Annotated in this window: 23 protein-coding genes; 12 read left to right on the plus strand and 11 right to left on the minus strand. The window is 67.5% G+C overall.

The window, feature by feature from the left end; translation table 11 throughout:
- Position 1 precedes the first annotated feature (1 nt).
- The 3 genes from ACFVWG_RS08235 (at position 2) to ACFVWG_RS08245 (ending at position 3,116) form a co-directional block, all read left to right on the plus strand.
- Positions 2-778, plus strand: coding sequence for a S1 family peptidase (locus ACFVWG_RS08235; RefSeq protein ID WP_391542471.1), 777 nt, complete (start codon positions 2-4; stop codon positions 776-778).
- Positions 779-879: 101 nt separating this feature from the next.
- On the plus strand, positions 880-2,463 hold the full coding sequence (locus ACFVWG_RS08240) for a flavin monoamine oxidase family protein (protein WP_391542472.1): 1,584 nt from the start codon (positions 880-882) through the stop codon (positions 2,461-2,463).
- Positions 2,460-3,116, plus strand: coding sequence for a Rid family hydrolase (locus ACFVWG_RS08245; protein ID WP_391542473.1), 657 nt, complete (start codon positions 2,460-2,462; stop codon positions 3,114-3,116). Before ACFVWG_RS08240 ends, ACFVWG_RS08245 begins: the two co-directional genes overlap by 4 nt.
- A 54-nt stretch (positions 3,117-3,170) precedes the next feature.
- Here the strand turns inward: ACFVWG_RS08245 and ACFVWG_RS08250 are convergent, their stop codons facing one another.
- Positions 3,171-3,590, minus strand: a complete 420-nt coding sequence (locus ACFVWG_RS08250) for a PIN domain-containing protein (RefSeq protein ID WP_391542474.1) — start codon at positions 3,588-3,590, stop codon at positions 3,171-3,173.
- Positions 3,590-3,769, minus strand: a complete 180-nt coding sequence (locus tag ACFVWG_RS08255; RefSeq protein WP_391542475.1) for a hypothetical protein — start codon at positions 3,767-3,769, stop codon at positions 3,590-3,592. Before ACFVWG_RS08255 ends, ACFVWG_RS08250 begins: the two co-directional genes overlap by 1 nt.
- Positions 3,770-3,821: 52 nt before the next feature.
- Here ACFVWG_RS08255 and ACFVWG_RS08260 point away from each other — a divergent pair, with 52 nt between their 5' ends.
- Together ACFVWG_RS08260 and ACFVWG_RS08265 are read left to right on the plus strand one after the other, a co-directional pair.
- Entirely contained in the window at positions 3,822-4,046 is a 225-nt protein-coding gene (locus ACFVWG_RS08260) for a hypothetical protein (protein ID WP_391542476.1), read from the plus strand.
- A 9-nt stretch (positions 4,047-4,055) separates the two neighbouring features.
- A complete protein-coding gene (locus ACFVWG_RS08265) occupies positions 4,056-4,190 on the plus strand; it encodes a hypothetical protein (RefSeq protein ID WP_391542477.1) in 135 nt (44 codons plus the stop codon).
- A gap of 2 nt (positions 4,191-4,192) precedes the next feature.
- Here the strand turns inward: ACFVWG_RS08265 and aceB are convergent, their stop codons facing one another.
- Genes aceB through ACFVWG_RS08280 form a run of 3 tightly spaced genes read right to left on the minus strand, consistent with a single transcriptional unit; the run spans position 4,193 to position 7,225 of the window.
- On the minus strand, positions 4,193-5,758 hold the full coding sequence (gene aceB, locus ACFVWG_RS08270) for a malate synthase A (RefSeq protein WP_391542478.1): 1,566 nt from the start codon (positions 5,756-5,758) through the stop codon (positions 4,193-4,195).
- Between the two features lie 58 nt (positions 5,759-5,816).
- Entirely contained in the window at positions 5,817-6,674 is an 858-nt protein-coding gene (locus tag ACFVWG_RS08275) for an LLM class F420-dependent oxidoreductase (protein WP_391542479.1), read from the minus strand.
- Entirely contained in the window at positions 6,671-7,225 is a 555-nt protein-coding gene (locus tag ACFVWG_RS08280; RefSeq protein ID WP_391542480.1) for a TetR/AcrR family transcriptional regulator, read from the minus strand. The genes ACFVWG_RS08275 and ACFVWG_RS08280 overlap by 4 nt, the downstream gene beginning before the upstream one ends.
- Before the next feature lie 75 nt (positions 7,226-7,300).
- On the opposite strand from ACFVWG_RS08280, the gene ACFVWG_RS08285 reads away from it, so the two are divergent.
- The 4 genes from ACFVWG_RS08285 to ACFVWG_RS08300 are packed head-to-tail and all read left to right on the plus strand — an operon-like array spanning position 7,301 to position 10,818.
- Positions 7,301-8,353, plus strand: coding sequence for a glycosyltransferase family 2 protein (locus ACFVWG_RS08285; RefSeq protein ID WP_391542481.1), 1,053 nt, complete (start codon positions 7,301-7,303; stop codon positions 8,351-8,353).
- Complete coding sequence (locus ACFVWG_RS08290) at positions 8,337-9,503, plus strand: hypothetical protein (RefSeq protein ID WP_391542687.1); 1,167 nt, start codon at positions 8,337-8,339, stop codon at positions 9,501-9,503. Before ACFVWG_RS08285 ends, ACFVWG_RS08290 begins: the two co-directional genes overlap by 17 nt.
- A gap of 9 nt (positions 9,504-9,512) precedes the next feature.
- A complete protein-coding gene (locus ACFVWG_RS08295; RefSeq protein WP_391542482.1) occupies positions 9,513-10,463 on the plus strand; it encodes an aldo/keto reductase in 951 nt (316 codons plus the stop codon).
- Positions 10,464-10,473: 10 nt separating this feature from the next.
- Positions 10,474-10,818, plus strand: a complete 345-nt coding sequence (locus tag ACFVWG_RS08300) for a YciI family protein (RefSeq protein ID WP_391542483.1) — start codon at positions 10,474-10,476, stop codon at positions 10,816-10,818.
- A gap of 515 nt (positions 10,819-11,333) precedes the next feature.
- Here the strand turns inward: ACFVWG_RS08300 and ACFVWG_RS08305 are convergent.
- Entirely contained in the window at positions 11,334-12,314 is a 981-nt protein-coding gene (locus ACFVWG_RS08305; RefSeq protein ID WP_391542484.1) for a LacI family DNA-binding transcriptional regulator, read from the minus strand.
- Positions 12,315-12,481: 167 nt separating this feature from the next.
- On the opposite strand from ACFVWG_RS08305, the gene ACFVWG_RS08310 reads away from it, so the two are divergent.
- Genes ACFVWG_RS08310 through ACFVWG_RS08320 form a run of 3 tightly spaced genes read left to right on the plus strand, consistent with a single transcriptional unit; the run spans position 12,482 to position 15,292 of the window.
- On the plus strand, positions 12,482-13,573 hold the full coding sequence (locus ACFVWG_RS08310) for a hypothetical protein (protein WP_391542485.1): 1,092 nt from the start codon (positions 12,482-12,484) through the stop codon (positions 13,571-13,573).
- Between the two features lie 17 nt (positions 13,574-13,590).
- On the plus strand, positions 13,591-14,511 hold the full coding sequence (locus ACFVWG_RS08315; RefSeq protein WP_391542486.1) for a D-2-hydroxyacid dehydrogenase: 921 nt from the start codon (positions 13,591-13,593) through the stop codon (positions 14,509-14,511).
- Positions 14,512-14,542: 31 nt separating this feature from the next.
- Positions 14,543-15,292: a polysaccharide lyase family 7 protein gene (locus ACFVWG_RS08320; protein ID WP_391542487.1), complete on the plus strand. Its 750-nt coding sequence runs from the start codon at positions 14,543-14,545 to the stop codon at positions 15,290-15,292.
- Between the two features lie 21 nt (positions 15,293-15,313).
- Here the strand turns inward: ACFVWG_RS08320 and ACFVWG_RS08325 are convergent, their stop codons facing one another.
- Genes ACFVWG_RS08325 through ACFVWG_RS08345 form a run of 5 tightly spaced genes read right to left on the minus strand, consistent with a single transcriptional unit; the run spans position 15,314 to position 22,401 of the window.
- A complete protein-coding gene (locus ACFVWG_RS08325; protein ID WP_391542488.1) occupies positions 15,314-16,459 on the minus strand; it encodes a VWA domain-containing protein in 1,146 nt (381 codons plus the stop codon).
- A complete protein-coding gene (locus tag ACFVWG_RS08330) occupies positions 16,459-18,636 on the minus strand; it encodes a DUF5682 family protein (protein WP_391542489.1) in 2,178 nt (725 codons plus the stop codon). The genes ACFVWG_RS08325 and ACFVWG_RS08330 overlap by 1 nt, the downstream gene beginning before the upstream one ends.
- Positions 18,633-19,715, minus strand: coding sequence for an AAA family ATPase (locus ACFVWG_RS08335; protein ID WP_391542490.1), 1,083 nt, complete (start codon positions 19,713-19,715; stop codon positions 18,633-18,635). The genes ACFVWG_RS08330 and ACFVWG_RS08335 overlap by 4 nt, the downstream gene beginning before the upstream one ends.
- Complete coding sequence (locus tag ACFVWG_RS08340) at positions 19,712-21,115, minus strand: DUF5691 domain-containing protein (RefSeq protein ID WP_391542491.1); 1,404 nt, start codon at positions 21,113-21,115, stop codon at positions 19,712-19,714. Before ACFVWG_RS08340 ends, ACFVWG_RS08335 begins: the two co-directional genes overlap by 4 nt.
- Positions 21,112-22,401, minus strand: a complete 1,290-nt coding sequence (locus ACFVWG_RS08345) for an SWIM zinc finger family protein (protein ID WP_391542492.1) — start codon at positions 22,399-22,401, stop codon at positions 21,112-21,114. Before ACFVWG_RS08345 ends, ACFVWG_RS08340 begins: the two co-directional genes overlap by 4 nt.
- Positions 22,402-22,898 lie beyond the last annotated feature (497 nt).

The raw sequence follows: 22,898 nt of genomic DNA on the forward strand, positions 1-22,898 counted from the left end.
CATGGTGAAGCGGACTGTCGCACTGATTGCGGTGCTGTTGCTGAGTACAACGGGGCCCGCGGCCGCGGGCCGACCGAGGCCGATGGTGGTCGGGGGGACGTTGGCGAGTGTGGCTGAGGCGCCTTGGGCGGTGGCGATCACCAACTCGGGGGCTGCTCGGCAGAGCAAGCGGTGGTGTGGCGGGGTGCTTGTTGCCCCGAACAAGGTGCTGACTGCGGCTCACTGCGCCGCGCAACCTACGACGTCGTACGGCGTGATTCAGGGGCGGGCCGATTTGGCCGACCTCTCGAGTGGGCGGTACTCGGCGGTCAGCGCGGTGTGGGTGCATCCGGCGTACAGCACGACGACGAATCGGAGCGACTTCGCCGTACTAACCCTGAAGAAGCCGATGACCGGGGTGCCGGTGATGCGGTTGGAGACGAGCGCGAAGGCCGACCGGCGCGGCGCCGTACCGACCGTCTATGGGTGGGGTGACACGGCGGGGACCGGGCCGGAGGACACGTTGCAGAAGATCGCGGTGCCTGATCTCGGGGACGCGACGTGTCTGGGGATCGACGGGTACGCCGAGAACGGGTACACGGCCGCCGCGAATGTGTGTGCCGGTTACCTGGATGGAACAGGGGATGCGTGCCAGGGCGACTCAGGTGGACCGCTGGTGCTGAACGGGCGACTGCTCGGAATCGTCTCGTGGGGCAAGGGCTGCGCGGAACCGCACTATCCCGGGGTTTACGCGGAGGTCGCGCCAGTGGCTAAGACTTTGCTCCAACAGGTTCGTTAAGGCGAAACATACCTGTCAGTTCTGATCTCAGGACGTCATCGACCGGACACAGCGCCACAACAGTTTGTCCTTACTTTCGTGATCGAGAGTGAGGAGAAGGTATGGCGCAGACCAGACGTCAGTTCCTGCAACAGGTCGGTATCACCGGTGGTGCCGGTGTTCTCTACTCCACAATGTCCGCCCTCGGCCTGACCGGCATGGCCGAGACCCCCGCGTACGCCGCTCCGTCGCGGGTCGATCTGAACGGCCGGCCCCGCAAGCACGTCGTCATCCTCGGAGGCGGGATCTCCGGACTGACCTCGGCGTACGAGCTTCTGAAGGCCGGTTACCAAGTCACGATCCTGGAGGCCCGCAAGCGGCCAGGCGGGCGCAACTGGACCGTCCGCGGTGGAACCACGGAGACCGACCTGGCCGGCAACACGCAGCGGGCGCGATTCTCGCCGGGCCAGTACATGAACGCCGGCCCCGGGCGGATCCCGCAGCACCACGTGACGCTCGACTACTGCCGTGAGCTCGGCGTCGCGATCGAGCCGTTCGTCAACCAGAACGCGGATGCGTACCTGTACCGCGAGGGCACGACAGCCCTGTCCAACAAGCCGATCCGGCATCGGACGGCCAAGGCGGACGTCTACGGATACGTGTCCGAGTTGTTGGCCAAGGCAACCGATCAGGGGGCGCTCGATTCCTACCTGACGGCCAACGACAAGCAGGCGCTGATCGGGTTCCTGACCACCTTCGGCTCGATCTCCGACAAGGCCGGCGACTTCAAGTACACCGGCGCCGACGGCCGTCGCGGGTACACCGTCGAGCCCGGTGCTGGGACCGAGGCCGGTACGACGGCATCGCCGTACGCGCTGAGTGATGTCTTCGCGAGTGGCGTCGGGAGCTACTTCTCGTTCGAGTTCGGCTGGGACCAGGCGATGATGATGTTCCAGCCGGTCGGCGGGATGGACCGGATCCCGTACGCGTTCGAGCGCGCGATCGGGCGGGAGAAGATCCAGTACGGCGCTGAGGTCCTCGGACTGCGGAACACGAGCGCTGGCGTCCAGATCACCTACACCACCGGCGGTCGGCCGAAGGTGCTCGCGGCCGACTTCGCGATCTGTGCACTGCCGCCACACCTCGCGGCGAAGATCCCGTCGAACCTGCCGGCACCTGTCGTCGACGCGTTGAAGTACGCCCGGCCGACCAACGCGGGCAAGATCGGGATCGAGTACGGACGCCGTTGGTGGGAAGAGGATCTGCGCATCTACGGCGGGATCACCAACAGCAGCCTGGACACCGGCAACACCTGGTATCCGTCGACCGGCTTCCACGGCAAGCGCGGCACGGTGATCGGCTACTACAACACCGGTACCAACGCGAACACGTACGGCGCTCTGACACCGGCCGCCCGGCTTGAACGAGCCGTTGCCCAAGGCACCAAAATGCACGGAGACGTTTATGGTCGTGACATCGAGGCGGCGTTCTCGGTGAACTGGATGGGTACGAAGTACACCGAGGGTTCGTGGGTCGGCTGGCCGTCGCAGACCGACGGGATCTACGAGCGGCTGCTCGAACCCACCGGCAACATCTACTTCGCCGGTGACCACCTGTCGCACGCGATCGCCTGGCAGCACGGCGCCATGACGTCCGCTCGGGCGACTGTCACCTCGCTGCACCACCGGGTGGTGACGCACTCATGAAGCGAAGGTTCTTAGCCGCCGGAGTCGCGGCCGTCCTCGTCTCGTTCACCGCCGGCGCCGGTACGGCGGCCGGTTGGTGGGACAAGCCGCATCCACCCCGACCCGGCACCGTCGTACCGGCTCTTCCCGCTGGTCAGGCCAACCCGCTGATCGCCACCGGCGTCGGCATCGGCGCGAACACGGCGCTCTACAAGACCAGCGGCATCGGTCCGACCGCCCTGAACACCACGGCTCCGGCCGGCTCCGAGGCGTCGTACATCGACACTGCCATCTTCCCCGGCGGCACCCTCCCGGCCGGCGTCACCATCACCGAAGCCCAAGGCATCAACGCCCTCCGCCGCATCGGCGAGAACCTGCAAGCCGCCGGCTTGTCGTACGCCGACGTCTACACCATGCGCGTCTTCCTGCAGAACCCATCGGGCGCAACCATCGCCGACTTCGCCGGCTGGAACCGCGCCTACCGCCAATACTTCGCCAACGCCGACCTCACCACCGGCAAGTTCGTCCCAATCCCCCTAGGCACCGCCCCGCCCGCCAAACCCTTCGTCGTCAACAAATCCCGCCCCTCCCGCTTCGCCCTGGAGATCGAGAACCTCCCCGTCACCGGCTGGCTGGTCGAAGTAGAAGTAGACGCCGCCTACCCCAAGCGCTGATGAGTTGACTCCCGAGGTGCCAGGTGGCCCTCGGGAGCAATCAACTACCCGAAGTCAGCGCGAGAGCTCCGTAAGGAGTTCAACGCCAGGGCAACCGATAAACACGGCATCATGCGCGACCAGCGGAAGCTGCCAGCGGAAGGCCGCAGCGGCGATCCAGAGATCAGCGAGGTGTTGCTTCTGGTGAAGGGGATGACCGATCCGGCGGCACTCGGCTCGCAACCTCGCGTACGCCCACGTCGTCTCGTCGTCGCCCGGCAGAACCGCACTCCGGTGGATCAGCCTCTCCAGGTTATCGAGGCGCTTGTCGCCCCAAGCGGCCACGACGGCGCCATACCTGGCCTCGGCTACCGTCTGCTGCGAGATGGCAATCCGGCGCCCGAAAACATGCTTGCCATAGATCGGCACGAGCGTCGAACGGGGCTTCAGCCAGGCCGTAAAGACATTCGTGTCGAGCAGGACGGTTCCAGGCATCACTCGTGGATCGCCTGGACGAATCGATCCCACTCGTCGTCAGCCAAGTCCGGAATCTCGAAGGACTCATCCTCGCGGAGGGGCTCGGTGGCGCCCATGATCGCCTCGAGATCACCCCGGTGCCAGAAGGCTGCGTTGGCGTGATCCAGTGCATCTGGTGCTGATGTCGGCTCAGACATGGAAACCACCTCCCTCGCTTGCGATCTTACCCGAAGCGCTGACACTGGGGGTATGACTGAGCCTGTTCGGGTGATCAAGGCGGGTGACCTGGTCGCGGCTGATCCGACGACCGGCATGCTGCGGATGCGGGCGTTTGAGCTTCCGCTGTTATGGGCGGGCCAGGTCACGACGGAGCCCGGGGCGATCTCGGGCTGGCATCACCATGACAGGAACGAGAGCAGCCTGTACATCGTCTCCGGCGTGCTGCGGCTCGAGTTCGAAGGCACCGATGAGTAGCTGGATGCGGTGGCCGGCGACTTCGTCCACGTGCCGGCCTTCACCGTTCACCGGGAGAGCAACCCGGCCAAGATCCCGTCGCTGGCGATTATCGCGCGTGCCGGCGGCGGGATCCCGACCGTCAATGTCGAGCCGCCTCGCTGAGGTCAGGCGAAGCGGTCGTAGGCGGGGATGGTGAGGAAGTCGACGTACTCGTCGGCCAGGGCCACCTCGAGGAAGAGGGCTCGGGCGGACTGGTAGCGCAGCGACTCCGGGAGGGCGTTGATCTCCTCGTCGGCGATCCGCTCGACGAGTTCGGTCGTGATCGTGTCGCCGGTGTCGAGGACGACGCCGTTCTTGCGCCACTGCCAGATCTGCGAGCGGGAGATCTCGGCGGTGGCGGCGTCCTCCATCAGGTTGAAGATGCCGACCGCGCCGGTGCCTTCGAGCCAGGCCGCGAGGTACTGCAAGGCCACGCTGATGTTGTTGCGCAGACCGGCTTCGGTGACCGAGCCAGGAGTAGCAGCGACGTCGAGGAGCTGTTCGGCGGTGACGTTGACATCCTCGCGGAGCTTGTCGACCTGGTTGGGCTTGTCACCCAGTACGGCGTCAAACACCGCGCGGCACGTCTCGACCATGCCCGGGTGCGCGACCCACGAGCCGTCGAAACCGTCACCGGCCTCCCGGGTCTTGTCGGCCTGGACCTTCGCGAAGGCCTGCTCGTTCACGGCCGGGTCCTTGCTCGGGATGAACGCCGCCATGCCGCCGATCGCGTGCGCACCGCGCTTGTGGCACGTCCGCACCAGCAGCTCGGTGTAGGCGCGCATGAACGGCACGGTCATCGTGACGCTGTTGCGGTCCGGGAGCTGGAACTCGACGCCGCGGTCCCGGTGCGTCTTGATCACGCTGAACATGTAGTCCCAGCGGCCCGCGTTCAGACCGGCCGAGTGCTCGCGCAGCTCGTAGAGGATCTCCTCCATCTCGAAGGCGGCCGGGTACGTCTCGATCAGCACGGTCGCGCGGATCGTCCCCCGCGGAATCCCGAGGGCCTCCTGCGCGGTCACGAACACGTCGTTCCACAGCCGTGCCTCGAGGTGCGACTCCATCTTCGGCAGGTAGAAGTACGGCCCCTGGCCGCGGTCCAGCTGCAGTTGTCCACAGGCAGCGAAGTACAGCGCGAAGTCGACCAGCGAACCGGAGACGGGCACCCCGTCGACCAGGATGTGCTTCTCCGGCAGGTGCCAGCCGCGCGGCCGGACGACGATGGTTGCGAGCTCTTCGTCTGGCTTCAGCGCGTACGACTTGGTGTCGGTGCTGAAGTCGATCTTCCGGGTGATCGCGTCGAGCAGGTTCAGCTGACCGCCGACCACGTTCTCCCAGGTCGGGGTGTTCGCGTCCTCCTGGTCGGCCAGCCAGACCTTGGCCCCGGAGTTGAGCGCGTTGATCGTCATCTTCCGGTCGGTCGGCCCGGTGATCTCCACCCGGCGGTCGACCAGCCCGGACGCCGCCGGCGCGACCCGCCACTCCGGGTCCTCCCGGACGTCCTTCGTCTCGGGCAGGAACCCGAGCGACGCGCCACCCGCGATCGCGGCGATCCGCCCGGTCCGGCGAGCCAGCAGCCCCAGCCGGCGTTCGTCGTACTCGCGATGCAACTGCTCGATCAGAGCGAGCGCCCGCTCGGTCAGGATCTCGTCGTACCGGTCGCCCTTGGTTCCGATCACCTCGATAGCCATGACGATCACCCTATCCGGGGCTCTCGCCGTCCGGGCATCTCCAGATGACGACCTGAGATCAGCCCAGCGTCGGCAGCACGTCGCGCAACACCTGAGCGTGGTCCTCGGGGCGGGCGAGGCCGTAGTTCATCGTGTTGACGCAGAGGTGGGTGGCGCCGAGCTCACGCCACGCGTCGGCGTACGCACGCCAGTCCCCCTGCGGTACGGCGTTCAGCGACAGGCGGGGCTCGATACCGATCTCGGCGGGATCCCGACCAGCCTCCTCCGCGGCGTCCCGGATGATCTGGATCTGCGCCCGCATCGCGTCGTCCGGAGCGCCTTGCGGCATCCAGCCGTCCCCGATCCGACCGGTCCTGCGCAGTACGGCGTCTGCTCCGCCACCGAACCAGATGGGGATCTTCCGGCCGGGCAGCGGGTTGAGGCCGGCCTCGTCCACCCGGTCGTACTTGCCTTCGTGGGTGAGGACCGGGTCGGCCCAGAGCTTGCGGAGCAGCTCGACCTGCTCGGTCAACCGCGCTCCGCGCTGAGTGAACGGTACGCCGAGAGCGTCGTACTCGACCTGGTTCCAGCCGATGCCGACGCCAAGCCGCAGCCGACCGCCGGAGAGCACGTCGATCTCGGCCGCCTGCTTCGCGACGAGCGCGGTCTGGCGCTGCGGCAGGATGAGTACGCCGGTCGCGAGCTCGAGCGACGTGGTGATGGCGGCCATGTAGCCGAACAGCACGAAAACCTCGTGAAACAAGGACTTGTCGGTGTATCCGGTCCAGCCCGGGCGGTTCGTGGGGTCCGCGCCGAGCACGTGGTCGTAGGCCAGCGCGTGCGTGTAGCCGGCCTCCTCGACCGCCAGCGTCCAGTCCCTCACGACGGCCGGGTCCGCACCGATCTCGAGCTGCGGGAAGACTGCACCGATCCTCATGCCTTGATCAACTCCAAGAGTCCTTGAACAGCCTGCTCGAACGGTTCCGGCGATCCGGCGGCGCGGGCGAGCACATACCCACCCTGCAGTACGGCGGCGATCGTGGCCGCCAGTTGCGGCGGGTCCACGGTGGTCGCGAACTCACCGTTGCGCTTGCCCTCGGCAATCACTTCGGCCAGCCGGCCGCGCAACCAGCCCAGCGTCTCGTCGACAGGTGCCCGCAGCTCCGGGTCCGCAATCACGTCCGGGTCCGCCGCGAGCCGGCCGACCTGGCATCCACGCAGGACGTCACGGTCCCGTTCGAGATAACGGGTGAGCCGTTCGGCCGCCGTACCGGCTCCGTCGAGCTGTTCCTCGGCCGCGGCGCGCAACTCCGCCCCGGATCGCTCGATCGCCGCCTTCGCCAGCTCGGCCTTGCCGCTGAAATGGTGATACATGCTGCCCTGACCGGCTCCCGCGGCCGCCTGGATGGCCTTCGGGCTCGTCCCGACATAGCCCCGCTCCCACAACAGCTCCTGCGTACTGCGAATCAACCGCTCGACCGTCTCCACCCACTCACTGTACCCAGAGGTACACAGCCACGTCAGGTGGCTGAGAGTCGAGGGGGACCGATAGTCTGCAGGCCTATGAGTACCAGTGTCGCCATTGCGGTAATCACGTTTAGGCGGCCTGGTCTGTTGCGTGGACTCCTGACGAGTTTGCAGGCCCAGGAGCTGCCTGAGGGCTCGGATTATGCGGTCCGGATCGTCGTCGTGGACAACGATGCCGACGGCACCGCGGCCCAGGTGGTGGCCGCGTTCGACGGCGATCGGTACCCGATCGAGTCGGTGGTCGAGCCCGAGCCGGGGATCCCGTTCGCGCGCGAGCGCTCGGTGGAGCTCTGCTGGAACGACGACGCGCTGATCTTCGTGGACGACGACGAGGTCGCGCCTTCCCACTGGCTGGCGACACTCCTGGACGCCTGGGAGCGATCCGGTGCCGACGTTGTCACCGGTCCGGTGAAGGGCAATCTCCCCGAAGGCGCCCCGCCGTGGAACCACTACAGCGACGTTCACGACTCGACCGGCCGGCACCCGACCGGCCTCGAGATGCGCAAGGCGTACACGAACAACACGCTGGTCAGCCGGCGGGTTTACCACACGGTCACGCCGGGATTCCATCCTGCGTTCCGCTACACCGGCTCCAGCGACCTGCACTTCTTCCTCCGGGTGCACCGGGCCGGCTTCCGGATCGTCTGGTGCGAAGAGGCCGTGATCGCCGAGGAGGTCCCGCCCGCGCGGACCACGCTCAGCTGGCTGGTACGGCGTGCCTTCCGCTCCGGCAGCGGGGACACGATCAGCCGCCTGCTGATCCGTCCGGGCGCGGTCAGCTACGTGCTGGTGCTGGCCTATGCTTCCGCCCGGGTGGTCTCGGCGATCGGATACGCGCTCGCCGGACTGCTGCTCGGCCGGAAGACGCACCTGCTCAAGGCAGTCCGCCGGTTCTTCTCCGGGGTCGGCAGCCTGGCAGGCATAGTAGGGATCAACCATGACGAGTACCGGGAACGGCACGGCGCCGAACACGACGGTGGCGAGCCTGTGCCGGGCGATCTGGCAGGTGGAGCAGGACCTGAGTCTGCTCGACTGGCAGATCCGGGGCGCGCACCCGTGGCCGATCATCCGGATGCGCGTCTTCCATGAGCTGACTCGTCGTTCCGGCATCCACGGTGTTCCACATCCGGTACGCCGTTCCGCCGGTGACAAGCTCGGCCTGGTCGGGCGGCACGTGGCCGGTCTCGCGACCCGCAACCCGTTCCTCGGCCGGTACTCCTCACTCGTCGTACCGCATCCGCGGAAACCGGACGGTGTCGAGATCTACACCGACGAACTCCGCTCTTTGCTAGGCCCATCCGCGTTGATCCTCGACTCGGGGATCAACGGGGTTCCGCTGCCTGGCAGCCGCAATCTCGACTTCTTCACCTCCGCCGCTGGTGCGGTGCATTCACGATCGGCTGACGACCGTGGGGTCGGGGCGGCTTTGTCTACGTTGACCGGGGTCTCCGTGCCGGTCGGGGCGCTGCTCGCTCGTGAGGTGCCCAAGCATCTGCGGCTGCGCGCGCTCTACCGTCGGTTGCTGAAGCAGCATGGAATCAAGACGGTGTACGTCGTCGTGGCCTACTTCCACCAGCACATCGTCGGCGCCGCCCGCGATCTCGGCATCCGCGTCGTCGAGCTGCAGCACGGCGCGATCAGCCCGTTCCACCTCGGCTACAGCTACCCCGGCCGCCCGGTCGTCGCCGACCAGCCCGACGAACTGTGGACCTTCGGCTCGTACTGGTCCACAGTCGCGGACCTTCCCGCCGGAACGCGCACGGCGGTCGTCGGAGCGCCGTACCTGCCTGCTGCTTTGCCGAAGGACCCGTCGCTCGCGGTCTTCCTCTCCCAAGGAACGACCGGCGGCGACCTCCTGCACGTCGCGTCGTCAGTCGCCAAGGCCAACCCTGAGTTGAAGGTCCTCTTCCGCCTCCACCCCAGCGAACACGCGGCCGACTACACCCCGGCGCCCGGCGTCGAGCTCTCCACCTCAGGCAACACACTCGACCTCCTCGCGCGAGCGACGTACCAGGTAGGCGTCTCCACCACCGCCCTCTTCGAAGGCATGGCCCTAGGCTGCCGCACCGCCGTAGCCAACCTCCCCGGCCACGAATACCTAGCGGCCCCCATCACCGCCGGCCACGCCGTACTCCTCACCGACCCAGCCGACCTGCCGAACGCCCCCCTCTGCCCCACCCCCGACATCTACTACGCCCCCAGCCGGATCCGTGAACTGAATGTCGGTGGGGGCTTCTAGGGTCGCGGCATGCGGAGTGTGGAGTTGGGGCGGACGGGGTTGCGGGTCAGCAGGTTGGGGTTGGGGCTGGCGTCGATCGGGGGGATGTTCGCGGCGGTGCCTGAGGCGCAGGCGATTGCGACGATCGACCGGGCGTGGGAGCTCGGGGTGCGGTTGTTCGACACTGCGCCGGTCTATGGGTACGGCGTCTCCGAGCAGCGGGCCGGGTTGGCCCTTCGCGGCCGGCCGCGCAATCGGTTCGTGCTCTCGACCAAGGTCGGGCGACTGATCGAGCCCGGCGGACCGGACCTGCAACCGATCTGGGCCGAACCACCCGCCGGCCTCGGACCTCGGCTCGATTACTCCTACGGCGCGGTGATCCGCTCGTTCGAGGCGAGTCTCGAGCGGATGGGAATCGACCGGATCGACATCCTGCACATCCACGACCCTGACCTCGACTTCGCGACCGCCTCGACCGACGCCCTCCGCGCGCTCAGCGAACTGCGCGGCCGCGGCGCAATCGGGGCGATCTCACTCGGCGTGAACCACGCGGACGTCGCCGCCCGCTTCCTCCGCGAAACGGGGACCGACGGACCGGACTGCGTCCTGCTCGCCGGCCGCTACACGCTGCTCGACCGCTCCGCGACGGACGAGCTGTTACCGCTCTGCGAGAAGCTCGGCGTCGCCGTACTGGCCGCTGGGGTGTTCCAGGGCGGGGTGCTCGCCGACACCGCGGAGGGCGCTCCACACGGATACGCCCGAGTCCCACCCGGGCTGCTCGCGCGGATCGACCGACTCCGCGCGCTGTGCCGCCGGTACGACGTACCGATGCTGGCCGCCGCGATTCAGTTCCCCCTACGGCATCCCGCCGTACCGGCTGTGGTCGTCGGGGCGCGCAGCCCGCGGGAGATCAGCGAGGTCGCCGGGTGGCTGGAACACGCCATCCCCGAAGCATTCTGGGCGGACCTGGTCACGCATTAAGGTCGGCGGTATGCGGTTCATGCTGCTCCACAAGACGAACGACTCGCTCGAAGCCGGCAACCCGCCGTCCGCAGAGATCCTCGCGCGGGCGGATGCCGTCCTTGAAGAGATGCGGCAGGCCGGCATCCTCCTGGTCGCCGAGGGCCTGATGCCGAGCGCCCACGGCGCCCGGATCTCGGTCGCCGAGCCTGGCCCGGCGCGCGTCATCGACGGCCCGTTCGCCGAAACCAAGGAGCTCGTCGCCGGACTGTCGATCATCCGCGTCGACTCCAAGGAAGACGCGGTCCGCTGGGCGTTGCGCTTCGCCGAGGCCGACCCCTACACCGAGATCGACATCCTCGAGATCGCCGGCTAAAGCCTCATGTGCAGGATCGGGTAGGGCTTGTTGGTCGAGTCCCGCTCGCTCCGGCCCACCAGCTTGAACCCGTAGTGATCGTAGAAACCAACCGCCTGCGGGTTCTGCTCATTCACGTCCACCGCCGTCGCCGCAAACTCCTTGCGCGCATGGTCGAGCGCTCAGCCGCCCGCCCGTACTCCTCCGCCCGAACCTCCCCAATCTCCATATCCACAAGGTAAAGCGCCCCCGAACCCCAAGCCACCACTTTTCCAGCGCCAGCTGCCCGCCCCATAGCTGCCTGTCCCGCCCCATAGCTGCCTGTCCCGGGCCACCAGGGGTGGTGGGGGGCCCCAAACAGCTGCCGGAGACACCGGGGGACGGACGGAAACCCCGCACGCCCGGTTTCCCGCCGTCAGATGGTGTCTCATGCCACCAGTGGTGGCGCGGGCCCTCAAACATTGGCCGGAGACACCGGGGAATGACCGGAGACCCCGTACATCAGGTCTCCGGCCGTCAGATGGTGTCTCGTGCCATCAGTGGTGGCGCGGGCGGGCGGAGGTTTGGTGGATGAGGAGTTGCATGGGGAGGAGATGGGGGTTGGTGTCGGGGGTACCGGTCATGAGATGTTCGAGGAGGTTGGCGGCTTGCCGGCCTAGGTCGTCTCGGGGCATCGAGACGGTGGTCAGCGTGGTTTGGCCGGACCAGTCGAGCGACAAGTTGTCGAAGCCGATGACCGAGAGATCATCCGGTACGGCGACGCCCAGCTGAGCGAGTTTGGTGAGTGCACCTTGGGCGACGAGGTCGTTGTAGGTGACGACAGCGGTGGCACCCGTCGGGAGGATCTGGTCGGCGGTCGCGTGACCGTCGGCGGCGGTGGCGCCGCAGGGGATGACCGTTACGTGGAGACCGAAGGCGGCTGCGGCCTCTAACGCGCGGATGCGTTCGGCGTTGGCCCACGAGGTTTCCGGCCCGCTGAGGTACGCGACCTCGCGGTGGCCGAGTTGAGCGAGATGCCCGCAGATGAGCGTCGTACCGCCGTAGAAGTCCACCGAGATCGACGGTACGGCGAGGCCGGGGACGATGCGGTTGACGAGCACCATCGGGTGTCCGCGGTCGGCGAGGTCGACGAGTTGGTCGCGGGGCATGCGGGGTGAGCAGAGTAGGAGGCCGTCGCAGCTGCGGAGGAGGTCGGCGACGAGTTCTGGCTCGACGGCCGGGTTCTCCTCGGACTCCATGATCATCACGCGGTGACCGTTGGCGCGGGCGACGGCGCTGACCGCTTTGAGGATCTCCGGGAAGTACGGGTTGGCAAGGTCCGGGACGAGCACGCCGATCGTGCCCCAGCGTCCGCGCGCGAGTCCTTGGGCGGCGGCGTTCGGACGGTAGCCGAGGGTGCGGACCGCCGTCTGGACGCGGTCAGCGAGGGCGGCGTCGACCTTGGCCGTGCCGTTCAGGACCCGGGACACAGTGGCCGGCGAAACCCCGGCGGCCGCACCGACGTCGGTGATCTTCACCCGTTGCAGACGACCCACCTCCCTCTGAAATCCCTTTCTCAGGATCACTGATCCACAAGGTCATGCACAACCTGTGGATATGAAACCGCCTTCTCAGCTCTTGCCGCGAGCGACCCGCCGGATCTACCCTGAATCCGGCAAGCGCTTACCGAAGAGGAGTGTGGATCGTGAGCCACGGCGTCTTCGCGTACACCTGGGACCTGGTCGGCGACCCGGACGCCGCCGTACGGATCGCTGAGCTGGGCGCCGACACCGTGACCCTGCAGGCGGCGTACCACGCAGTCCGCGGCATCACCCCGTGGCACCCGGCCCACCGCGTCGTCCACGCTGAGCACGCGGCGGCGTACTTCCCGATCCGCGACGACCGCTGGTCCGGCCTGCGCCCACTCGCCCCCAGCTGGGCTGTGGATAACCCCGACCGCTTCGGTACGGCGACCGCCGCGCTCACCGCCGCTGGACTATCGGTCGAGGCGTGGCTCGTGCTGACTCACTCGTCTGCCGTCGGTGCTGCTCACCCGGAGGTGACCGTGTGGAACGCGTACGGCGAGCGGTATCCGTATGCGTTGTGCCCGTCGCACCAGGCGGTCCGCGAGTACGCGCTGACGCTCGTGAGCGAGGTCTGCGCCCAGTACGACGTCGGAGCGCTGATGCTCGAGGCGTGTGGCTGGCTTGGCTTCGACCACGGCAGTCACCACGAGAAGACGGACGGAGCCGAACTGTCGGTCACCGCCCGCCGTCTGCTCTCCCTCTGCTTCTGCCCTGCCTGCCGTACGGCGCTGGGCTCCGACGCCGACCGCATGGCCCAGTCGGTGCGAGCAGCCGTCGACGCCGAGCTGCACGGCGCACCCGCGCCCAACGTCGATGCCACCGCCCTTCTCAACCACCGAGCCACCGTCATCGCCGAACTGGTCCGCGAGGCGAAGTCGCTAGCCGGAGACCGCCGAGTGTTGCTCATGGCAACAGATGACCCATGGGTGACCGGTCCCGATGTCGGCGTGGACTTCCAAGGTGTCGCACCCGACGCCTTCGTCCTCAAGTGCTGGGGCGACTCCGGCGCGGCCGCCCGCCAGTTGAAGGCAGCAGCCCAGCGAACCGACATCCCGTTGGTGGCAAACGTGACGGCCCTCAATGAGCACTGGGACGGCGTCACGGAGTTGCTAGAAGCAGGTGCCACCGGAGTGAGGTACTACCACGCAGGCCTGGCCTCCAAGACACGCCTGGAACGCATACGCACCGCAATCGCCGAGGCACGCCCATGACCCCCGTGGTGCTGGCGATGCTTCCGCCTCAGAGTCCGGAGACTGCTGCCTGGCCGGACCGGTTGGAGGCCGCCGTACCGGGAGTGCGGGTGGTGATTGGCGATGGGGCTATCGAGCAGGCGGACGCGGCGTACGGCGTACTGGCTCCGGAGCTGTTGAGGCGGGCTGAGCGGCTTCGGTGGTTGCAGGCTCCGCAGGCTGGGCCGGCACCGGACTTCTACTACCCGGCGCTGGTTGACCATCCCGTGACGGTGACGAACATGCGGGACACCTACACCGATCATGTGGCCACTCACACGTTGGCGTTGGTGTTGGCGATGGCTCGGGGGTTGCCGCGTTACGTCCGCGACCAGCAGGCCGCACGGTGGGCGCCGGACTGGGATCCGCGGTCGGTCTTGCCGTTGGGTGAGGCGTCGGCGCTCATTGTTGGCGTCGGCGCGGTGGGGGCTGAGGTTGGGCGGCTACTAGCAGAGTTCGGTACGACGGTCATCGGCGTTGATGCCCGAATCACCGAGGCACCGAAGGGGTTTGACGCGCTGCACCCGGTGGACAGGCTGGACAAACTGCTGCCCGATGCGGATGTCGTCGTACTGACCGTGCCGCACACCCCGCAGACCGAAGGCATGATCAACGCCGAACGCCTTAAGCACTTCAAGCCGACCGCCTTCTTCGTGAATGTCGGTCGCGGTCCCACCGTCCGGCTCGACGACCTGGCCGAAGCACAGCTCGGCGGTATCGCGCTCGACGTGTTCGAGACCGAACCACTACCGCCCGACCACCCGCTGTGGTCGCGGCCCGACGTACTCATCACTCCGCATGTGGCCGGGGCAGGGCCACATGCGGCCGAACGACGATTCGCCGTACTGCTGGAGAACACCCGTCGGTTCCTCGCTGGGGACCCGTTGATCAACCAGGTCGACAAAGCCCAGCGGTTCTGATGATTGCCCACCGCCCCCGAAGGAGAACAGCATGTTCGTCCGAGCACTCCTGGCCACCGCACTGCTCGCCGCATCCGCCGCGGCCGTGCCCGCCACTGCAGCAACAACGGCCTGTACGACGCCGGCCGACGTACTGAATCTGGCCAACTGGAAGGTGCAGTTGCCGGTCGACAACCCGAACCAGTCCGGCACGCAGGTGCTGGAGGTCGGCCAGCCCCAGCTCGACAGCTATGAGCTGAGCCCGTGGTTCATCGACCAGCCCAACTGCAACGGCGTCCGCTTCCGCAACGCGGTGAACGGCGTCACCACCCCGAACACCACCTATGCCCGTTCCGAGCTGCGCGAGATGCGCGGTTCGTCGGCCGCCTCCTGGTCCTCGACCTCCGGCACCCACACGATGATCATCGACGAGGCGATCACGCACCGGCCGAACACCAAGCCGCAGGTCGTCGCCGGCCAGATCCACAACGGCAACGACATGTCCACGTTCCGCCTCGACGGCTCCAGCCTGTATGTCACGAACGAGAACGACACGCACTACAAGCTTGTCGACGGCAACTACACGCTGGGCAAGCGGTTCCAGGCGAAGTTCGTGGTCAGCAACGGATCGATCAAGGCGTACTACAACAACGTGCTCCAGGCAACGATCCCGAAGTCGTTCACCGGCGGCTACTTCAAGGCCGGCGTCTACACCCAGGCGAACTGCACGAACTCCTCGCCCTGCGACACCAGCAACTACGGCGAGACCGTGATCTACAACGTCACCGTCACGCACAGCTGACATTCGTTGGGCCTCGCCCCATCAGGACAGATTGGTCGAGGCCCAACTGGTGATGTCGTCGCGACGAATCGCGGCCGCCATCAGGTCGGGAAAGCGATCAGGTGTACAAGCAAAAGTCGGTACGCCGAGCTCCACGAGCGCCGCGGCGTTCTCGGCGTCGTACGACGGTGTCCCGGAGTCGGCCAAGGCCAGCAACGCGATCACCTGCACACCTGCTTCCACCAGACCACGGGCCCGCCGCAACAATTCCTCGCGCACTCCACCTTCGTAGAGATCGGAGATCAGCACGAGAACGGTCTCCGAAGGTTTGGTGACCAACTGCTCGCAATACGCGAGCGCCCGGTTGATATCCGTGCCACCACCCAACTGGGTCCCGAACAGTACGTCGACCGGGTCCTCCAGCTGGTCGGTCAGATCGACCACCGCGGTGTCGAACACGACCAGACTCGTCTTCAAGGTCCGGATCGACCCGAGCACCGCCCCGAACAACGCGGCGTACACGACCGACTCCGCCATCGACCCCGACTGATCAATCGCCAGTACGACGTCCCGCTGCACGCTGTGATTCCGCCGTGCATATCCGACCAGGCGATCCGGGACAATCGTGCCGAGCGCGGGTGAGAAGTGCTTGAGGTTCGCCCGGATCGTCCGGTCCCAGTCGATATCGGAGTGCCGCGGCCGACCCGTCCGGCCAGCTCGATCAAGTGCGCCAGTGACCGCGGCCTTGGTGCGCTCCGCCAGCCGCGCCTCCAGTTCGGCGACCACCCGGCCGACCACCTCGCGCGCGGTCTGCTTGGTCTCCTCGGGCATCACCTCGTTGAGCGCCATCAACGTGCTGACCAGATGTACGTCCGGCTCCACCGCGTTCAGCAGCTCGGGCTCCATCAGCATCCGCGTGATGCCGAGCCGGTCGACCGCGTCGCGCTGCATCACCTGGACGACCGTGCTCGGGAAGTACTGGCGGATATCCCCCAGCCAGCGGGCAACTCTCGGAGCGGAGGATCCAAGTCCGGCGGCTCGTTGACCACCGTGGTCGCCCGGCGCGGCGTCGTACAGGGCGGCGAGCGCCTTGTCGATCGACTGGTCGGTGCTGGACAGCGTCGTACCGGTCTCGGGGTCGGCCTCGCTGCCGAGCACGAGTCGCCAGCGCCTTAGTCGCTCGTCCATCAGACCCCCAGCAATTGCGCGACCACCGGCAGCACGGAGGCGGCCAGCTCGGCGTCGAGATCGTTGTCATCAGCAACCACAGCGCTGCCGGGATCGGCCAGCACCTTTGCCCGGGCGCCGATCGTCCGCCGCTCGGGTGCCGCGAAAGTCCCAAAAGTCCTTCGCAGCAACGGCAAAACCTCGACGAACGCGTCATCCGGAATTCCACCCAGCCAGGCGTCAACCAGACCCAGCAACCGCTCGTCGTGTACGAGCAGCAGACCGCCACCGGCGAGGAACCCCTCAACAAACCCGGCCGCGTCCACAGTCGGCGTACCGGGTGAGAGCGCGCGACCAAGCCTGAGGGCGATCTCCTGGTCCGGCAGCCTCGACGTGTCGAGCATCAACCGCGTCAACCGCCCGCGGATCAGCGGCGGCACAGACGGCCGATCGCTCAACCCCTGCAGGGTTTCCAGCCACTCAGCCCGCACATCCTCGGTCAACAGAGCAGTGGCATCCTGGACGCCGTCGATCAATTCCTGTACGGCGGTCGCCGCGTCCGGGTCGAGTCCGTGCACGGTCCGGCCGAGGCCGGCGCAGATCCGCGACACCATCCGGCTCGCGACCGCGGCCAGCCCGGCGGTATCGGTACCGCGCACATCGCCGTACCGGGATGAACGCGCGAGGGCAGGCAGCGCCGCCATCAGATGGCCGACATCCGCATCGGCGGCAGCCCTTGTGTCGACACCGGCCAGCAAGGCAGGCAGGGCGTCATCAAGGGCCGCCAGCAACGATTTCTCCAACGCTGCCGTGACGTCTGCCAACGTGTTTGCGTCGTCGGCCGCGCGCAACATCACCGTGGTCGCCGCGCCGACGACCGTCGTACCGTGGGCGCCTGCAGCAACGAGTTCAACCTCGAGGCCGGGGTCCCAGATCAGCTTCCACATCTCGCGGAACGTGCCCTGCGCCCGCCGTTCATCGGCCGCGGGGGCACCCCAGTGCACGCCAAGAATCCGCAGCCGATGCAGGAGCCGTGACTTCTGCAGGTCGTTCGCCTTACGCAGATCGAGCTCGATCACGCGCTCGGTCGCATCTCTGCGTAGTCTTAGCCGCCGCGCTTGCGCCGCGAGATCGGCGGCCACCGGTGCCTGTGGCGTCTCTCCCGGAACCGTTCCAAGCAGCTCACCGACGACCGCTTCGCGAGTGACAAGATTCAGCAGTACGTCGTTGCCTCCGCACAGGACCGCACGAGTTGCTTCGGTCACCTCACTCAGCCCGGCCAACGGCCGTTCCCGCAGTGCAGCCAACGTGTCGGCGAGGCGCACGGCCTCGATCACGTGGGCGCTCGACACCGGCAGGTCCTCGGCCCGCAGTACCTGAGCGACCTTGGTCAGCCAGCGGGTGGTGATCTGGTCGGGCGCCGTGAACAGGTGGTGGTACCAACCCGGTGAGGTGATACCGGCGCCGTACCCGCTGGCCGCCGCGAGCCGGCCATGCGTCCAGGGCACCCAGGTGCAGGCGACCTTCCGCTTCGGCAAACCCTTCAGGATGCGCGCATCATGTGTTGCCGGGGGCAACGGAGCTTCCAACGCGGGCACATGCCAGGCTCCGCAGACGACCGCGATCCGTTCAAAACCTTCGCGGATCGCCTTCCGCAATACCGTCCGCATGTAGGCCTCGCGCTGCGCCTCACGACCACTCTCTTCCTCGTCGTGACGCAGCTCGCGCATCGCGTCGGCGATCACCGTGAACGGCTCGGCGCCGTCCCGACGCGACTCGATCACGTCGTCCCACCAGCGCTCAGGATCGTCGTACCCGCCCGCGTTCGCAAGCGTCGCCAAGGGATCCATCGATGCCCCGCGCCGCCCCTCTCGCCCGGTCGACGCGAACTGGTGTGCGGCCGGCAGATCGCAGAACCGCACCGGTACGTCGGCCGCGAGCGCGTACTTGATCGCCTGCCACTCCGGGCTGAACACCGCGAACGGCCAGAACGCCGCCCGCGTCGAATCATCCACCGCATAAGCCAGCAATGCGACCGGCGGTTCCATCTTCTCGGACGCGGCCAGCCCGACGACCTTGTCCGCCTCGGGCGGTCCCTCGATCAGCACGATATCGGGCTCTAGCGTCTTGAGCGCCGTTGCTACGGCGCGCGCCGACCCCGGCCCGTGATGCCGGATCCCGAGCAGATGGACGGTCATCCCGAAATCTCTCGGGCAGCGCGATAGAACGGCGCCCAGTCATCGCGCTCGCGAACCACGGTCTCCAGGTACTCCGACCACACCACGCGGTCCGCCGACGGATCCTTCACGACCGCGCCAAGGATGCCCCCGGCAATGTCTGTCGGTCGTAGGACACCGTCCCCGAAGTGCGCGGCCAGTGCGAGACCGCCGGTCACCACGCTGATCGCCTCTGCGGTCGACAGCGTTCCGGACGGCGACTTGACCGCCGTACGGCCGTCTTCGGTCCGGCCCGAGCGGAGTTCACGGAAGATCGTCACGACGCGCCGGATCTCATCGAGCGCGTCATCGGCCTGCGGTAGCTCGAGCGCCGACCCGAGCTGAGCAACCCGGCGAGAGACGATCTCGACTTCATCCTCCGCATTGTCCGGCAGCGGGAGTACGACGGTGTTGAACCGGCGACGCAATGCGGACGAGAGCTCGTTGATGCCCTTGTCACGATCGTTGGCCGTGGCAATGACATTGAATCCCTTGCGGGCTTGGACTTCCGTCGCCAGCTCGGGAATCGGCAGCGTCTTCTCCGACAGGATGGTGATCAACGCATCCTGGACGTCAGACGGCATCCGGGTCAGCTCTTCGATCCGGGCGATCTTCGCGTCCGCCATGGCGCGCTGAACCGGACTTGGTACCAACGCGGCCTCACTGGGGCCCTGGGCAATCAACTGCGCGTAGTTCCACCCGTACCGGATCGCCTCCTCGGCCGTGCCCGCCGTACCTTGCACGAGCAACGTCGAGTCCCCACTGATCGCGGCCGCGAGATGCTCGCTCACCCACGTCTTCGCCGTACCGGGGACACCGAGCAGCAGCAGCGCCCGATCCGTCGCGAGCGTCGCCACCGCGACCTCGATCAGCCGCCGCGGACCGACGTACTTGGGGGTGATCTCGGTGTCACCGGCGCGTCCACCGAGCAAGTAGGTGACCACTGCCGCGGGCGACAGCAACCACGCCGGCGGCCGCGGCCGGTCGTCCGCCGCTTTGAGCGCGGCGAGCTCGTCGGCGTACTCGGTCTCGGCATGCGGCCGCAGTACTTCAGTGGTCATGACAGCTCCTCATAAAGCTCGCGGCGGAAGGTCAGGGTTTCGACGAGCCGGCGGCGCCAGGTGTCTTCTTCGCCGGTTGGTTCACGGGTGATCGGATGGTTCAGTACGTCGGGAGGTACGGCGCGGGCGGTGACGCTGGCCAGGCGGGCCCAGTCGCGAGCCGTGCCGACCTTGGCGAGTTGGTCGAGCAGCATGGTGGCGAGGCTTGTCGGCCAAGGGACGGGGAGGCCGCCGACCAGTTCGGTGATGTCGACGGTCTTGCGGAGCGCCTCGACGGCGCGAGCCCATTCGTCGGGTGGGAGAAGCCGCAGGAGTTCGGCGGGGCTGCGGGTGCCGGTGTTGGCACCGGTCTTGAGTAGTTCGCGGGCCCAGTCGATGTTGGCTTCGCGGATCGCAGCCTCGGTCCAGGCCGCCTGCAATACCTCCGGCGCGCACCCTTCGACCGGGAGCTGTAACCAGGCGAGGTCCATCGCCGCGAGCGGGGTGGCGGCGACGATCTGGCGGAACCAGTTGGCGCGCTTGCCGATTCCTTCGGTGAGCTGGGAGTCGAGGCCGTCGCGTTCCATACTCGCGTTGAGCTGTCTCGGTAGGTCGACTTTGAGCACGTCTTGCGTGACGAGCAGATGCGCGTTGAGGCGCTCGGTCATGCGTTGGCTGAGGCGGCTGCCTGGTAGGCGGGTGAGCAAGGTCGCGGCGAGTCGGCGTACTTCTCGGGAGCGATCGTCGAGCGCCGCTTCGAGGAACTCCTCGTCGGCGTCGGTCAAGCCTTCGGTCAGCAGGCCGAGGAAGTCGGTGCGGGTTGCGGCGGACTCGGTCGGCCAGACCTCACGGAGTTCTTCCAGCGCTGCGACGGGATCGGTACGGCGGAGGTCGCGCAGCCAGCTTCTCCGTTGGATCGGATCGCCGTGGGTCCAGAGCTCGGTGTTGTTGCTGTCAGCAACTGCCGCGTGCAGGAACCGCCAGTCTGGGTTGAGCTCCGCGAGCCAATGTGCGCGACGACCGGCGGCGGTGATCACGAGCGGGCGGTATTCCGCGCGGTTGCGGGCATGGTCGGCCAGCGCCGGCAGGAATTCCGGCGGTACGCCCCAGCCGCGTGCATCCGCGGCCCTCAACCACTCACCGAGCGCGGTGGACTGGAATCCGCCAAGCATCGCCGACAACCGCCGAATCGCCACCGGCCTCGGCAACGGCCGATCCTCACCGGGGACCTGCGGGAGCGGCTCGACGTCGCGGAGAGGTCTGCGCCCTGCGCGCCGATAGAGCGTTGCCAAGGCAGCCGCGTCCAGCAAGCCGCCCTCGCCGAGTTGTTCCTGGATCGCCTCCGGCAACTCCTCGAAGTGCGCAGGTCGCCGCTCAGTTCCGAGGAGCGCCGAGCTGACCAGCCCATCCCAGCCCTTCATAGGATCACCGGGCGGTCTGCGTGCCAGCAGGTCATGGGGCGGAAGCCGGCCCGGTTCCACTCGCCGGCGACGGTGATCGGATCGCCCGCGGATACAGCGAGGAGCTTCCAGGGGTCTATCCCGGGAAGGAGTTCCAAGGCGTCGCCTTCGAGATCGACGAGAGCCCAGCCTTCGCCGTACCGGGCTGGGCGGACGTCTTGGAGGACGAGCGGCCAGCGTTCGTTCCACGGGTCGGCGGCGACGGATTCGACGTACGACGCCAGTGCTCGGTGGGCTGTGGTTCCGGCGGGGCGCGGTGCGGGGAGGCGGGGTGCGGACTGGGTGAGCAGCGCGCGCATCGGCAGAGCTCCGGGGTAGTAGGACAGGACGCCGGGAACGTACTCACCCGGTCGGGCCGGCAGGGGGTCGAGGGGACGACCGCCGGCGGCGAAGTTGAGGAGCAGACCGAGGCGACCGGTTGTTGCCCCGCGCAACCAAACGCGGCGGACGGTGAGGTGGTCGTCGGGCTCGATGATGCGGCCGAGTACCAGCCAGTCGTCCTCGACCTTCTCACCTTCAGCCAGGACGCGCGCAGTTTCGACAGTCCAGCCGATGCGGGATTGCACGGTGTCGGCGAGTGCGGGCGGGAGGTCCGCCAGCCGCGCGTGCGCGGAGACGATCAGATGGATGAGCGACAACTCCTCGAGCAGCTCGCCGGGCCAACCGTGACCGCGCCCGACCACCGCGGCAGCTCGCCGTACCGCACCTGCAACACCACCTGCCTGCGCATCAACCATCCGAGCGGCCAAGCGGCTCAGCTCGGTATACGCACGCTGGTCGAATCCGCCCAGCCCCTGCCGCACCTGGTCATCCAGCCAACTCGCCAGCTCCGCCATGCCCGCGGACACCCGATCGGCCCGGCGCGACGTCCGCTCTTCCGCAGCCAGCGGATCAACAACCTCCCCCGGCTTCCGCTCCGGCCGCTCAGCCCGCTTGCTGACCCACGAGTCCACCCACTCCGGCTCATCACCCGGCGGAACCTCACCGCCGGCCCACAACAACAGCAACCCCAGCGCGTGCTTGCACGGAAACTTCCGGCTCGGACAAGAACACTTGTACGCCGGACCGCTCACATCGACCGCAGTCTGATACGGCTGCTTGCCACTCCCCTGGCACAACCCCCACACCGCCCGCGCCGAACTCCCCACCCCCGACCACTTGGCCGCCCGAGCCAACCCCTGCCCCGCCTTCGCGGCCGCAGAATCAGGCGCCAACGCAAGCACCCGCTCCACATCCCACGTCTCCACCCCGAAAGCATCCCACCCACCCCCGACACCCGCCCGACAGGAGGCAGTCACCCCCGTGATGGACGCATATGTCCTGTCCTTCCGCCGACCACCCACCACTCCCCGTACGCCGTACCCGGTCCGCCGAGTCTCGTCACCCCGGATCCCATCTCATGGGTTGACCCACGAGATTGTGGGTTCCGGACTCTCATGCGGGTGCAGAACCCACAACCTGATGGGTGAACCCATCAGATGCCGGTCGAACGGGCGGGGGTTGATTTCGACAGCGAGCCGCCGCGCCAACGTCCGAAGGATCGGAGACCCGCCCTCCGCCCGTTCGGACGTTAGCGGCGCTGATCGCGGCGGGGCTCGCTTTGCGGGGAGTTACTGCCGCTGGGAGGCAGTAACTCCACGCAAAGCTGCGTCCGAGGATGACTCGGCCGCCGGCGGCCGACTGAAGCCGGCGGGTTGCGCCGGTCTGTGGCTGAGCCGGATGGTGCGGGCTCGGCGACCGCGGT

Origin of the sequence: Kribbella sp. NPDC058245, assembly GCF_042882005.1 — a bacterium.
Taxonomy (GTDB): Bacteria; Actinomycetota; Actinomycetes; order Propionibacteriales; family Kribbellaceae; genus Kribbella.